7 protein-coding genes and 1 pseudogene are annotated in these 14,716 nt (G+C 43.6%); all 8 read left to right on the top strand.

The window, feature by feature from the left end:
* The 8 genes and pseudogenes from WKF66_RS08310 to WKF66_RS08275 all read left to right on the top strand — a co-directional run bounded on the left by WKF66_RS08310 (position 1) and on the right by WKF66_RS08275 (position 14,705).
* Positions 1 to 1,041 carry a vWA domain-containing protein gene (locus WKF66_RS08310; RefSeq protein WP_489673962.1) on the top strand — a complete coding sequence of 347 codons (1,041 nt, stop codon included), beginning with the start codon at positions 1 to 3 and terminating at the stop codon, positions 1,039 to 1,041.
* A complete protein-coding gene (locus WKF66_RS08305) occupies positions 1,038 to 1,775 on the top strand; it encodes a tetratricopeptide repeat protein (protein ID WP_489673961.1) in 738 nt (245 codons plus the stop codon). Before WKF66_RS08310 ends, WKF66_RS08305 begins: the two co-directional genes overlap by 4 nt.
* Before the next feature lie 12 nt (positions 1,776 to 1,787).
* Positions 1,788 to 3,605, top strand: a complete 1,818-nt coding sequence (locus WKF66_RS08300; RefSeq protein WP_489673960.1) for a BatD family protein — start codon at positions 1,788 to 1,790, stop codon at positions 3,603 to 3,605.
* A complete protein-coding gene (locus tag WKF66_RS08295; protein ID WP_489673959.1) occupies positions 3,592 to 4,356 on the top strand; it encodes an SH3 domain-containing protein in 765 nt (254 codons plus the stop codon). Before WKF66_RS08300 ends, WKF66_RS08295 begins: the two co-directional genes overlap by 14 nt.
* 81 nt (positions 4,357 to 4,437) lie before the next feature.
* A complete protein-coding gene (locus WKF66_RS08290) occupies positions 4,438 to 8,502 on the top strand; it encodes a hybrid sensor histidine kinase/response regulator transcription factor (RefSeq protein ID WP_489673958.1) in 4,065 nt (1,354 codons plus the stop codon).
* Between the two features lie 143 nt (positions 8,503 to 8,645).
* Positions 8,646 to 10,859 (top strand): annotated as a pseudogene (locus WKF66_RS08285) (TIM-barrel domain-containing protein); the annotation flags it as partial.
* Positions 10,836 to 11,495, top strand: coding sequence for a DUF5110 domain-containing protein (locus WKF66_RS08280; protein ID WP_489674220.1), 660 nt, complete (start codon positions 10,836 to 10,838; stop codon positions 11,493 to 11,495). The pseudogene WKF66_RS08285 and the gene WKF66_RS08280, both read left to right, overlap by 24 nt.
* Before the next feature lie 30 nt (positions 11,496 to 11,525).
* The gene (locus WKF66_RS08275; RefSeq protein ID WP_489673957.1) at positions 11,526 to 14,705 is read left to right on the top strand and encodes a SusC/RagA family TonB-linked outer membrane protein; all 3,180 of its coding nucleotides are present in this window, start codon (positions 11,526 to 11,528) and stop codon (positions 14,703 to 14,705) included.
* Positions 14,706 to 14,716 lie beyond the last annotated feature (11 nt).

Here is a 14,716-nt window from a genome sequence, read left to right as displayed (position 1 = left end):
ATGTTACGTTTTGAACACATACAGTTGTTATGGGCCTTGGCATTGTTGCCAATAATGATCCTTGTATTTATTCTGATCAAAAGATGGCAACGGCAAGCGCTTAAAGCTTTTGGCGATCTTAAGACGGTTAGACAGGTGATCCCTGAGGTCTCATTTAGCCGACCAAAGATCAAGTTCTGGATATTTCTGATCGCTTTTGCTTCATTGATCCTTGCTGCGGCAAACCCTCAGATTGGAACGAAGACGGAGGAGGCGAAACGTAGTGGATCAGACCTGATGATCTTGCTGGATGTTTCTAATAGCATGCTAGCCGGTGATCTATCGCCCAACAGATTGGAGAACGCTAAGCGGGCAATATCGCAACTTATTGATAATCTGCATAATGATCGTGTTGGAATCATTATTTTCGCGGGGGAGGCCTATGTTCAGCTTCCAATAACGACCGACTATTCGGCTGCTAAACTCTTCTTAAACAACATTACGACCGACATAGTCCCAACGCAGGGAACTGCAATCGGGGCTGCCATTGAGATGGGAATGAAATCTTTTGACCTAGTAAACGGTACGAGTAAAGCGATGATACTGATGACTGATGGAGAAAACCATGAGGATGATGCGGTTAGTGCGGCAAAAGCGGCGAATTCGAAGGACGTAACCATCCATGTGATTGGGTTAGGTTCAACGGAGGGTGCGCCAATGCCAATTTTCGACAACGGAAACCCTGTTGGCTTCCGGAAAGATGAGAATGGTCAGACTGTGGTAAGTAAATTGAATAAAGAGATGTGTAAAGAGGTTGCCGCTGCTGGGAATGGGGCGTATGTTAGGGCTTCCAATGCAAACAGCGGCTTAAATATCATAATGGACCAGGTAAATAAGATGCAGAAAAAGACCTATGATAGTCGCATGTTCAAAAACTACGAAAATCGGTTTCAGTTTTTTATCGGCATCACTCTGATCTTGCTCCTGGTAGAATTCTTTATCTCTAACAGGAAGAATTTGAAGTTAAGTGCATTAAATCTATTTGAGGTAAGGGAGTCATGAGGGTATTAATTATTATCAGTTTTATAGCATTTCAGGGTTCTTTGCTCTACGCACAGAAGGAAAAGAAGGACATCCACGAGGGTAATCAGTTGTATCAACAGAAGAAATATAAGGAAGCGGAAGCCAGTTACAGGAAATCAGTTGTGAAATCCCAACAGTCTGTGGCTGGTAATTTCAATCTTGGAGATGCTTTATATAAGCAGAAAAAGCTGGAAGATGCAGGTAAGAAATTCACAGATATCGCCAATACCTCTACTGATAAAGCAGTCAAATCACAAGCTTATCATAACCTTGGTAACTCGCTTTTAGAATCTAACAAGATTGAAGAAAGTATTGCGGCTTATAAGAAGTCTTTGATCAACAATCCAAAAGATGATCAGACGAGGTACAATCTTGCCTATGCGCAAGAGAAGCTTAAGCAGCAACAGCAGGACAAGAAGAACGATAAGAAAAAGGACGATAAGGATAAGAAAGATCCGAAGGACAAGGATAAGCAGGATCAGAACAAAGACCAGAAAGACAAAGATAAACAGGACAAGGACAAACAGAATCAGGATAAGAAGGACCAGGATAAGAAAGATGAGAAAGGCGAACAGCCACAGCCTGATAAATTGTCTAAGGAGGAAGCGGAGCGCTTATTGGAAGCTTTAAATCAGGAAGAGAAACAGACGCAGGATAAGCTTAAAAACAAAAAAGCTAAGGGCGTTAAAGGGCGTATCGTAAAAGATTGGTAGGTTTGACTGACAATGAAATTTAAGTATATCATATTATTTCTGGGCTTCCTGCTGGTCGCGAAACCGCTTTTAGCCGCAGATATTACATTTACAGCTTCGGCAAGCAGGACCAGGGTAGCTGTAGGTGAAGTTTTTGAAGTAAGTTTCGCTGTAAACGGAAGTATTCAACGTTTCGGACCTCCTGCATTTGAAGGTTTCCAAGTTGTCGGCGGGCCTAATCAATCCTCAAGCATGACTTCTGTGAATGGCGTTACTACGGTGAGTATGTCGCTCGGTTACGACCTCGTCGCTGCCAGGGAAGGGGTGTATACGATTCCTGCTGCTGTAGCAGTGGTTGACGGGAAGCAATACCGGTCTAACGCGATAAGAATTACTGTTGTGAAAGGACCGCCCGCCGGGCAGGGAGGTAATCGTGCTGGCGCAGCCGATTTAAGCGCATCTAATACTGATCCTTCTTTTGATATTAAGAAACGGCTGTTCATCAGGGCAGTTAGCGATAAAACAAGCGTATATCAAGGTGAACAGCTGGCAGTTACTTACAAACTTTACACTAACATTGATATTGTGGACAATGCGCTGGACAAGTTGCCGGATTTCAATGGTTTCTGGAGCCAGGAGATTAAGATAAATACCCAGAGTATTGACTGGACCACTGAGATCTTCAATGGCGCGAGATATAATGTTGCCACCTTAAAAAAGGTGCTTTTATTTCCAGAAAGGTTTGGGAAGCTTGCTTTGGATCCACTAGCGATGACGTTCGTTGTAAGACAACAGGTGCCATCGAATGACCCTATGGAACAGTTTTTCGGCGGCGCTGTTAAGGATGTGAAGTATAAGATCAAAAGCTTACCGATCAGTATCAATGTAAAGCAGCTTCCGGAGGCAGGTAAGCCAGAAGGATTCCAGGGCGCTGTAGGTAATTTTGCGATCGCTTCCTCAATCGATAAAAGTGCTTTAAAGGCCAATGAGGCCTTGAATTATAAGCTTAAAGTCACAGGATCAGGAAACTTCAAACTCCTAAAAACACCGGAACTGACCGTTGCTACGGATATAGAAAAGTATGATCCAAAGATTGCTGACCAATTGACACAAACGCTTGAAGGGGTATCAGGAAACAGAGAATACACTTACTTGCTTATTCCCAGGCATGAAGGAACCTATCAATTAGCTCCTTTCCAATTTTCTTATTTCAATCCTGCTACCAGGAAGTATGTCGTGCTTAATACAGCCGCCTATGATTTGAAAGTGGCAAAAGGCGACCCTGGAACTAACGTTACGGCATTTGCAAATGGCGGTCAGCAGGACGTAGCGGAATTAGAGAAGGACATCAGGTACATCAAGACTTCCCCCTCGGATCTTGCAATGTCCGGTAATGGTTTTTATGGCTCGGTATTGTTTTTCTTTTCTTTAATTGCTGGTCCGATAGCTTTTTTACTAGCGCTTGGATACCGTACATGGTCTCGCGATCATAACAAAGATGCGGTGGCGGTGAAAGGTCGCAAAGCCAGTAAAATAGCTGCAAGACACATGGCTAACGCACAGAAACAGCTGACTTCAGGAGATACAAAAATTTTCTTCGAGGCAGTCTATAAAGGGCTGTATGGATACCTTGCCGATAAATTGAATATCTCAGCGGCGGATTTGAGCAAGGAAATCATTGGTGATGCCTTAAGGAAAAGGTCGGTGGATGCAGCAGTGATTAAAGATGTGGATGAAACAATAGACCTCTGCGAAATGGCAAGGTATGCACCTATGTCGGGCGTATCTCAACCTGAGGTACTTGAACGAGCTAAACGTATAATTAAAGACATTGAAAATGCACAGACGTAACCTGATACTATTTCTCGGGCTTTTACTCATGCCCTTCTTTAGTGTTGCTAAAGATTCAGCGGAGTCGCTGTATGTTAAAGCGAATAAGGAATTTGCAGAAAAAAAGTATGAAGCAGCTGTGAATACCTACCAGAGGGTGCTGGATGCAGGTGCCAAAACTGCGGCAGTCTACTATAATTTAGGAAATGCACATTACAGGTTGAACAGCTTTGCTTCTGCTATATTGAACTATGAGCGGGCGCGTCGACTGGCTCCGAACGACAGGGACGTTATTGTGAACCTGGCTTTGGCCAATTCAAAGATTACAGATAAAATGGAAGTACTGCCCGAGTTGTTTTTAACGAGGTGGTGGACCTCTTTTCTATTACTACTGACCGTGCAGGGCTGGTCGATGATAGGCGTGCTGTTTTTACTTACCGGGTTTACGGGTCTGATTATCTACCTTTATTCTCAAGCATATAGATCCAAGCGCCTTTCTTTTTATAGCGGTCTGGTGATGGTTGTGCTGGGTATCTGCTTTATATCTTTTGCCAGGGCAGTAGAGAGTTATATGGAAGCGCATAAAGAAGGTGTTGTTTTCAATGGAACAGTCAATGTTAAAAGTGCGCCAGACGCAAAGCAGAAGACGTTAATGCTGATACATGAGGGAACAAAACTCCGGATCATTGACTCGAAGAACGATTGGCTTAAAGTAGAGCTTCCTAATGGAACAATCGGGTGGGTAGAAGCTAGAACGTTGCAACTGATTTAACCTTTTTTACTTGTTTCTTATCAAAATTACCATTTATAGACCGTAATGCCGCTATTAAAGTCCATATGCCTTTTCATATGCATGCTGATCTCGCACTTGGCTGTTGCACAACAGGAGCAGATTCAATTCTCCAGACTTGATCTTGCGAATGGACTGTCCCATGATCAGGTAAATAGCATTTTTAAGGATGACAAAGGTTTCCTATGGTTTGGAACATTGGCTGGCCTTAACCGATTTGATGGCTATGAGTTTAAAGTTTTCAAGCATGATCCCAGAGACAGTACATCCATCAATGATGATTACATACTGAACATTTATGCGCTTCCAAACGATTGCTTATATATCCTGACTCGCAGTGGCGGCAATATCTACGATCCACGACAGCAAAGATTTAGCAGTGATGTGAATGGTTACCTTAAGAAATTACATATTCAGGCAACTGGGATTCTTGATATTTTAAAAGATAAGAACGGTAATTTCTGGTTTAATGCCGGAGCAGAGGGAGTGTTTAAATATGATCCTTTAAAGGCTTCTACCCGTCATTTTCCGATAAGGGGCAGAGGAGCTGTGCTGCACAACAACCCGGTATCGGCATTGCAAATGGATACCAATGATAATGTTTGGCTGATCCATCGCGATAAGGTCATAGAGATGTTAAGTGTGACTACCGGAAAAGTACAGCGACGGATCACTACGCTGCAGGTTAAGGCAGCCGCCGATCAACAGGACTTTAAGCTCTTTATTGACCGTGATGGTGATTTTTGGGTGTATACATTGAACAATCAACGAGGAATTGAATTTTACTCTACAGATAAGAACATCAGACGTTTTATTGATAAAGGAACAGGGGCGCTCAATAATAATCTAATTAATGGAATACTCCAGGATGCAGCAGGGCAGATCTGGATCGGCACGGATCATGGTGGCCTAAATTTGTTGGATAAAGAAGATTTCAGTGTCAGGTACCTTACAAACAAGGAAGACGATCCAAAGAGTATTGGACAGAATAGCATTCTATGTTTATATAAAGATCCCACAGGAATCATATGGCTGGGTACTTATAAAAAAGGCATCAGCTTTTACCATAAAAAGATCCTTAAATTTCCCCTTTATCGTCATCTATATTCCAATCCTAATGGTCTTACCTATGATGATGTTAACCGTTTTGTGGAGGATGAAAAAGGGAACCTTTGGATTGGTACAAACGGAGGCGGTCTCTTCTACTTTAACCGCAAGACGGGGCAGTTCAGGCAATACAAACATCAGGCAGGTAATACCAATAGCCTGAGCAACGACATCATTGTTGGCCTTTACATTGACAGCGCCAAAAAGCTATGGATAGGCACTTATCTTGGTGGACTGGACTGTTTTGATGGGAGTACGTTCCGACATTACAAACACGATCCAAAGGATCCAAATAGCCTGGTAGACGATCGTGTCTGGGATATTATGGAAGACAGTCAGCAGCGGTTGTGGATTTCTACCCTTGGGGGTGGTTTAGATATGTTTGATCGCCAGAAGAATACATTTTTTCATAGAAGAGTTGTACAGCCGAATAGTGTCAGTTCTGATTTTATTTCCTGTACAGTTGCCGATAAAAAAGGCAACATCTGGATTGGTACATCAGATGGACTGGATCAGTTGCAGCCTAACGGTAAAATGTTGCATTATAAAGCCGAGGCTGGGAAACCAAACAGCCTGAACAATAAGGTAATCTACGATCTGATGCTGGATAGCCGCGGCTTTCTTTGGATAGCCACACGAGATGGGCTTAGCAGGTTTAACCCACAAACCAGAAAATTTAGAAATTTTGAAGTAAAGGATGGCCTGAAGGAAATGGCAACCTTAAAGATTGTAGAGGATCATAACCAAAACCTTTGGGTGAGCACTGCAAATGGCTTGTTCTCCGTTACCGTGGAGAAGGACAAGCAAGATTATGCTTACACCTTTAGAAAATACGATGCCTACGATGGTTTGCAGGGTAATGCTTTTAATGCGAATGCAGGATATAAAATGAAGTCTGGGGAACTGCTTTTTGGCGGTGCAAACGGTTTTAACCTGTTTTTACCTGGAAATATCCGGAATGATAACAGCAAACCTACTATCATTCTATCGGATCTTCAGATCGCAAACAAAAGCATAGAGATTGGAGAAACCTATAACGGGAGCATAATATTAAATAAGTCCATCTCCTTTACAGATACATTGAACCTTAATTACAGTCAAAATGGCTTTACCCTTGAGTTTGCAGCGCTTAACTTCTTTGATCCGAAAAAGATCAGGTACCGCTATAAGCTTATCGGGTTCAACAAACACTGGCAAGAGCTGTCTGGCGACAACAGAAGAGCCACATATACCAATATTGATCCTGGAAACTATGTTTTTAAGATCGTTTCCACAGATGCTTCTGGAAACTGGGTAAACAATGCGGTAAGCTTGAACGTTGCGATCCGGCCACCTTTTTACCGTACCTGGCTGGCTTACCTCATCTATCTTTTAGGGATTGCGACCGCTTTGCTGCTCATCCGGCGCAGGGGTATCCAACGACTTCGCGAGGAATTTCTTCTTGAACAAGAAAGGCAGCAGGCCAGGACCATGCATGAACTGGATATGCTGAAGATCAAGTTTTTTACGAACATGAGCCATGAGTTCAGAACACCGCTATCACTAATTATTACTCCGCTTGAGAAATTAATAAAGCATTCCCGTGAACAGCAAAAGCAACCGCTGATGATGATCCAGCGAAATGGACGTCGGTTGCTTAACCTCGTTAATCAACTTCTAGACTTCCGTCGCATGGAGGTTCAGGAACTGTTGCTGCACCGTAAGCCTGGTGACCTGATCAAGTTCATACGTGAGCTTTCTTTTTCTTTTACGGATGAGGCGGAGAAAAAGAATATACGGTTCGCCTTTAGAAGCAGTCGCAATAGTCTGATCACACTGTTTGATCATGATAAGATTGAGCGGATCTTGTTTAATCTTCTATCTAACGCTTTTAAATTTACACCCGAAGGCGGCCAGGTCACCGTAGAGTTAAAGGACGGACCAGACTTTAAGCAGTTGCCCACCTTGGTCCTTCTTGTTATGGATACTGGTATTGGTGTTCCTGATGATAAGCGGGAGAAGATCTTTGAGCGCTTTTTTCAAAGTGATGTCCCTGATTCGATCGTTAATCAGGGAAGTGGTATCGGCCTCTCTATTACCAAAGAGTTTGTTAAACTGCACAACGGGGACATCTCTGTTACAGCCCGGGAAGGAGGAGGGTCCATATTTACGGTCATTATGCCATTGCCAGAAGTGCAATCGCCATTCGAGTACGAAGACGAAGTAGCAGCTTCCGATCCCGAACAGGTTTTGGTGGAAACGGTCGGCAATATCAAGAAGCCGCTTGTCTTGCTTGTGGAAGATAATGACGACTTCAGGTTTTATCTGAAGGATAACCTCAGGGAATACTATGACATCGTTGAAGCGTCAAACGGGCGTTCCGGATGGCAGAAGGTATTGGCCTTGCAGCCGAATCTCGTGGTTAGCGACGTCAGCATGCCGGGGCTTAGCGGTACAGAACTGTGCAGGAAGATTAAGGCGGACAAACGTACGGCCGCTATCCCTGTTATTTTGCTCACTGCCTTGGTAGCGGAAGAGGAGCAGCTGGAAGGATTGGAAACAGGAGCCAACGATTACATGACTAAGCCTTTCAATTTTGAAATTCTTTTGTACAAAATAAGGAACCTGGTTACCCAGCAAAGGATTTCCAAGCAAACCTATCAAAAGCAACTCGAGGTAAAACCTTCTGAAACAATCATAGAGTCGCAGGATGAGAAATTTGTAAGGATGGTTTCTCTTCGTATGGACAATCACTTGTCGGATCCGGATTATTCAGTAGATCAGTTGAGCAGCGAAATGAACATTAGCAGGGTAGGCCTGTACAAGAAATTACTGGCACTAACCGGCAAATCACCCGTTGCCTTTATGCGCAGTCACCGTTTAAAGTGTGCCCTCCCGCTGTTAGAGAAGTCGCAGCTCACTATTGCACAGATCGCCTATGAAGTTGGTTACAACAACCCTAAACAGTTCAGCAAGTACTTTAAACAGGAATATGGGGTGCTGCCATCTGCCTATGTAGCTACTCTAGCGGACAAAAAATAGGCAGTTAACATTTGAGTACCTAATCGTTAACATCTGCATGCCCTCTTCATTTACTCTTAACACTAATTTCGTTATCAATAAACCAATTATAAATCAGCGCCAGGCAGGAATTAATCTTCCTAATGGGTGAAACGAGTTTTTGAATGCAACGACCCAGGCTAAATCAAGCTGTACTATTTTTGTTTTGCGCCGTTACCTCTATTTCTGTTTTTGCACAGGGGCAACGAGATTATACACAGACTCCAACTGGCGTCGAGATTTCCATCAAGCAACCGTTATATGGTATAAAGCTTATACGACTTGAACCGCTCAGTGATAAGATCATTCATGTGACCGCTGGCCAGGATTTGAGTAGCTCCAACAGTTTGATAGCCATTAAACGTAACGATACGAAGGTCGCTTATACTTTAAAGCAAACTGGTGATGTTTTGATCCTGTCTACCAAAGCCATCCGTGCTGAAGTCTCTACCACAACCGGCAACATTATTTTCAAAGATCTGCAGGGTAAAATATTATTAGCTCAATCTAAGACACCCTATCAGGCATTGCTACCCAAGTTGTATAGCGGCGAATCGTCTTACCAGCTGACCCAGGTATTTGATGCTCAGAATAACGAAGCCTATTACGGACTGGGGCAGCACCAGCAAGGTATGGTGAACTACCGTGGACGGCGCGTGGATCTTGTGCAGTACAATACGGAAGTGGCTGTTCCTTTTTTTGTTTCTAATAAAAACTATGGCATATTATGGGATAACTATTCCATCACCCGGGCAGGTGATATCCGTGATTACGAACCGCTAAATGCCCTTCAGCTATTTTCAAAAGACGGTGAAGAAGGATGGCTGACTGCCAGCTATGCAACTAAAGAAGCACCCGAGAAAGTAGTGCTCAGTCAGCCTGCATCTGAAATATCCCTGGACTGGTTGAGTGATCAACATAAATTTCCAACAGCGCTTAAAATGCAGGATGCCATTGTTACCTATGAAGGTGCGATCGGCAGTGGAATTAGTGGTCGCTACCAGTTGCAACTTAAATATGCCGGATATGTAAAGGTTTGGTTTGAAGGAAAGCTTGTTGCTGATTATTGGCGTCAGGCCTGGAATCCGGGTGCCGCGGTCATTGATCTGGACCTTACCAAGGGCAACAAGTCAAAGTTTAAGATCGAATGGATACCTGATGGCTCTGAATCTTACTTGGGTTTAACCTGTTTACCTCCTCAAACGGAAATAGAGAAAAACACCTTTGCATTGCAATCTGAATCTGGAAAGGCTGTGGATTACTATTTCATCCAGGGGGATAACGCAGATCAGGTGATTAGCGGCTATCGCGAGATCAGTGGAAAAGCAACGATGTTACCTAAATGGGCAATGGGTTTTTGGCAAAGTAGGGAGCGTTACAAAACGCAAGATGAAATATTGAATACCGTAAAAGAATTCCGTTCGCGCAAGATTCCGCTGGATAATATCGTACTCGATTGGTCCTATTGGAAACAAGACCAGTGGGGAAGTCAGGAATTTGACCTTAGCCGCTTTCCTGATGCGGATCAGATGATCAAAAAGCTCCACGAACAGCATGTCAACTTCATGATCTCTGTTTGGCCTAAATTTTATAAGGACGTAGATAGCTACAACACCTTTGATAAAGCTAATTTCCTCTTCAAAAGGAACATTGCAGATGGCCGACGCGATTGGATTGCGAAAGGTTATCAAAACACGTTCTATGACCCTTTTAATGCCAATGCCCGAACGGCATTTTGAGAGCTGATGAGCAAAAAACTCTACCACAAAGGAATTGATGCCTGGTGGATGGATGCTACAGAGCCGGATATGCACTCTAATCTTTCTGTGCCACAGCGTAAAGAGCTGATGACGCCTACGGCAATTGGTGCTTCGACAACGTATTTTAATGCCTTTCCTTTACAAAATGCTAAAGCAGTATATGAGGGACAACGGCAGGAGAACCCTGAGAAGCGGGTGTTTATTCTGACCCGCTCTGCCTATGCAGGTTCGCAGCGCTATGCGGCCACAACTTGGAGTGGTGATATCGCCTCCCGCTGGGAGGATATGAAATCGCAGATTGGTGCAGGTATCAACTTTTCGCTATCAGGAATGCCTTTCTGGACCATGGACATCGGCGGTTTTTCGGTAGAACGACGTTACGAAAAAGCTACAGGCAAAGACCTGGATGAATGGCGCGAATTAAACACTCGCTGGTTTCAATTTGGAGCCTTTGTTCCGTTGTTCCGTGTGCATGGACAATTTCCCTTCCGTGAGGTCTACAATATTGCACCTGCCGATCATCCGGCTTATAAGAGTATGCTTTATTACAATCAGATGCGTTACCGCCTGATGCCATATATTTATACGCTTTCTGGCAGGAGCTATCATGAAAATTATACGCTGATGCGTGGGCTCATGATGGATTTTCCATCTGATCCTCAGGTGTTAAATATTGGAGACTCTTATCTGTTCGGACCTTCGTTGCTCATCAATCCAGTATATACTTATCTGGACCGCACACGTAGTGTATACTTGCCCGCCGGACAAGGCTGGTACGATTTCTATACCGGTAAGTTTTTCTCTGGCGGCCAGCGCATCAATGCGGTAGCAGACTATGAAAGGATGCCGGTGTATGTCAAAGAAGGGTCGATCATCCCGATGGGACCAGCTTTACAATACACAGATGAAAAGCCGGCCAACACCATTACCTTATATGTTTATACAGGCAAAGATGCCAGTTTCTCGTTGTATGAAGACGAAGGAAACAGTTATAACTATGAGAAAGGGGCATATTCGAATATCGACCTGCGCTACAAAGAAAGTACACGTACGCTGACTATTGCAGCGCGGAAAGGCAGCTTTAAAGGGATGCTGGAAAACCGGACGTTCAGGGTCATCTGGATAACTCCCGACCGGCCTGTGAAACTGGACTTCGATAAGGAACAGGCGGTCACTATAAAATACTCGGGAAGCGCAATTGAACTAAAAAAGTAACTTATTAACAAATCACCAAATTATAAACGCATGAATAAATTAATTACAAGAAAGGCCTGGCATTCTGTATGCAGATTGCTGTTTCTGCTTTGTTTCTTTGCAATGGACTCTTATGGGCAGGAAAGCCGTATAACAGGAACAATAGCAGACACCCAGGGGGCGGCCATACCAGGTGTAAATGTCAAAGTGAAAGGCACGTCTAATGGGACAATTACTGATGCCTCAGGCAAGTTTAGCATTGCCGCTAAAACCGGTGATGTGTTAACCATCAGTTATATCGGCTTTGAAACGAGAGAGCTTACTGTTGGAACTGCGACCAACCTGGGAAATGTTCAGTTGACATCAGATAATGTGACACTTCAGGAAGTCTCTGTGGTTTCTATCGGTTATGGTACTACCACCAAGAAAGATCTTACCGGAGCCGTATCATCTGTACGTGCTACTGATATCAAGAATGGTTCACTGGCTACCTTTGATCAGGCCTTACAGGGCAGAGCGGCAGGTGTTGTAGTCAACACCAATTCAGGTCAGCCTGGGGGAGGAGTTTCTATTCAAATCCGCGGTGTCGCCACTCTGGGAGGTGCAGAACCATTGTATGTCGTAGACGGTATATTTTACGGGGGTGATGGGAACAATCAAATCTATACCGGAGGAACGCCGACCACTAATCCACTCGCTTCATTGAACCCGAGTGATATTGAGTCTGTCGATATTTTAAAAGACGCTTCGGCGACGGCCATTTATGGTTCAAGAGGAAGTAATGGTGTTGTTATCGTTACCACAAAGAGAGGTGCGTCTGGTGCGCCAAAGCTAAACTTTGATGCCTCTTATGGCGTACAGCAACTGCCATACTATATGCCGGTAATGAGCCTGCAAGAGTTTGCTGTTTTCAGGAATGAAAGAGTTAGGAATATCGGAGGTACTTTTACACCGGAATTTGCAGATCCATCAGTGCTTGGTGAAGGTACCAACTGGCAAAAGGAGATTTTTAACAATGCGCCATTGCAGAACTATAACCTAAACCTGAGCGGCGGTGATGACCGTAATAAGTACCTGATCAGTGCGGGTTATTTTGACCAGGAAGGTATAGCGACGAATTCAAACTTTAAACGCTATAGCAGTCGTATTAATTTTGATAATAAAACCACTAGCTGGCTTAAATTAGGAACGAGTGTATCAATGTCCCGAGTGATAGAAAACATCAATAACCAGAGTGGAAACCTGATTTCCTTTGCCATTCGTCAGTCTCCAGATATACCTGCCAGGAATCCTGATGGTACTTATGGTGGACCATATGATCCCAATTTCCCTTTATCGGGCGGTAACCCGCTTGCCATCGCCGAACTATCTTTGAACGAGCGTAAGCGTGTGGAGCTTTACGGTAACTTTTACTCCGACATCCTATTTTATAAAGACCTGACCTTAAGAAGTGAGGTAAGTGGAAACCTGAACAGCGGTAACATTTACCAATTTACCCCAACTTACAAATTCGGCGTAGTAGAGAATCTGGTAAGTTCTGCTACTCGTGGCAACACCAACGGAACGGGCCTTACCTATAGGAACTATTTTACCTATGTCCATAAGTTCTTTGATAAGCTTGATGTGAATGCTACCCTTGGGCATGAGGCTACTTCATCTGTTTATGAATTTGTCAATGCCGGAACCACTGGACTGTTAACTAATAATATTTCTGAGTTGAGTCAGGGTAACGCCGAAGACGCAACAGCGACGAGCGGTAAAGGGCATTCGGCTATCGAGTCTTATTTCGGAAGGTTTAATGTAACTTTTGCTGATAAGTATTTGCTAACCGCAACCGTAAGGAATGATGGTTCATCAAACTTCGCTGAGAATAAAAGGTGGAATTTTAACTCGGCATTTGGCTTCGCCTGGCGTGTATCAGAAGAGGCATTCATGAAAGAGAGTAACGTCAACCTTAAGCTACGTCTTGGATATGGAACGTTAAATAATCAAAATATCGGGAATTACGCCTACGGCGCTAAACTGAATACGGTGCAGACCGGTGGCTTCGGAACTACAGTTCTGATCTCCAATCTTTCTAATCTTGACCTCACCTGGGAGAAAACCAAAACTTCAAACATAGGTATAGATGTAGGCTTTTTTAACGACCGTATTCAGCTTACCGCTGATGCCTATTTGAAGAAAACAGATGGACTACTACAGACATTGCCATTGGCTTTGTATTCTGGAACCAGTGTTGGTTATGCTACTGGCGCTCTAGGTGCTCCAGCATATAATCTGGGTTCCATAGATAACAAGGGTTTTGAGTTCACCTTGAATACCGCAAATATCAAGTCAGAAGATTTCAACTGGAGCAGTACGCTGACTTTATCCAGGAACAAAAATAAGGTAACTGGCCTGGTGACCAATAATACCATCATTCCTACGTATGTAGATGGAACTACAATTGTTTCACAAACGTCCGTTGGCACTTCTATTGCAGAATTTTATGGTTATGAAATGATTGGGATCTTCAAAGACGCCGCAGATTTACAAAATAGTGCGAGGCCTGCTGGCTCTAATGGCGAGATCCTTCCAATTGATCCCAATAATGTTTGGGTTGGAGATATCAAGTTCAGAGACCTTGACGGAAATGGTATCATAGATGAAAAAGACCGTACCTATTTGGGCTCGCCTATGCCGAAGTTTCAGTTCGGAATTAACAATGCCTTCCGTTACAAAGCGTTCGAACTAACCCTTTTTCTTAATGGAAACTATGGCAATAAGATCTTCAATAATCTTAAAAGAGAGAATGAAGACACTGGAGGTAACTTCGGAATGCTGAAATCTGTAGCCGACTTCGCAAGAATCGGTCTTATCGATCCTGCAGGATCAGCAACAGATGTAAACAATGTTTATCTGATCAACGGAGATACTAAAGTACCACGGGTAACTTATGCGAATGTGAACAACAATGCCAGACCTTCGACGCGTTTTATTGAGGATGGTTCATACATCAGGTTGAAATCTGCTGTGTTGGGATATAACCTACCATGGAACCTGATTCACAAAGCGAAATTAAGCTATATGAAGGTATACGCTAATGTTCAGAATGTGTTTACGATCACCAATTATACCGGATATGATCCGGAGGTTGGATCGGCCTCACAAAGTGCATTATCTTCAGGTATAGATTATGGCCGTTACCCTTCGTCCAGGACGTTCACTTTTGGTTTATCGGCTGGGTTTTAACATTTAATATA

The sequence above is a fragment of the Pedobacter sp. genome (assembly GCF_037719805.1).
In the GTDB taxonomy this organism is placed as follows: Bacteria; Bacteroidota; Bacteroidia; order Sphingobacteriales; family Sphingobacteriaceae; genus Pedobacter.
The sequence above is the reverse complement of the archived record's forward strand: the minus strand, read 5'-3'. Positions and strand labels throughout refer to the sequence as shown.

Bases quoted from the DNA above. Each gene is read 5' to 3' on its own strand.
- WKF66_RS08295 (WP_489673959.1), top strand. From the start codon at position 3,592: ATGCACAGACGTAACCTGATACTATTTCTCGGGCTTTTACTCATGCCC.
- WKF66_RS08310 (WP_489673962.1), top strand. From the start codon at position 1: ATGTTACGTTTTGAACACATACAGTTGTTATGGGCCTTGGCATTGTTG.
- WKF66_RS08290 (WP_489673958.1), top strand. From the start codon at position 4,438: ATGCTGATCTCGCACTTGGCTGTTGCACAACAGGAGCAGATTCAATTC.
- WKF66_RS08280 (WP_489674220.1), top strand. From the start codon at position 10,836: ATGCGTTACCGCCTGATGCCATATATTTATACGCTTTCTGGCAGGAGC.
- WKF66_RS08305 (WP_489673961.1), top strand. From the start codon at position 1,038: ATGAGGGTATTAATTATTATCAGTTTTATAGCATTTCAGGGTTCTTTG.
- WKF66_RS08300 (WP_489673960.1), top strand. From the start codon at position 1,788: ATGAAATTTAAGTATATCATATTATTTCTGGGCTTCCTGCTGGTCGCG.
- WKF66_RS08275 (WP_489673957.1), top strand. From the start codon at position 11,526: ATGAATAAATTAATTACAAGAAAGGCCTGGCATTCTGTATGCAGATTG.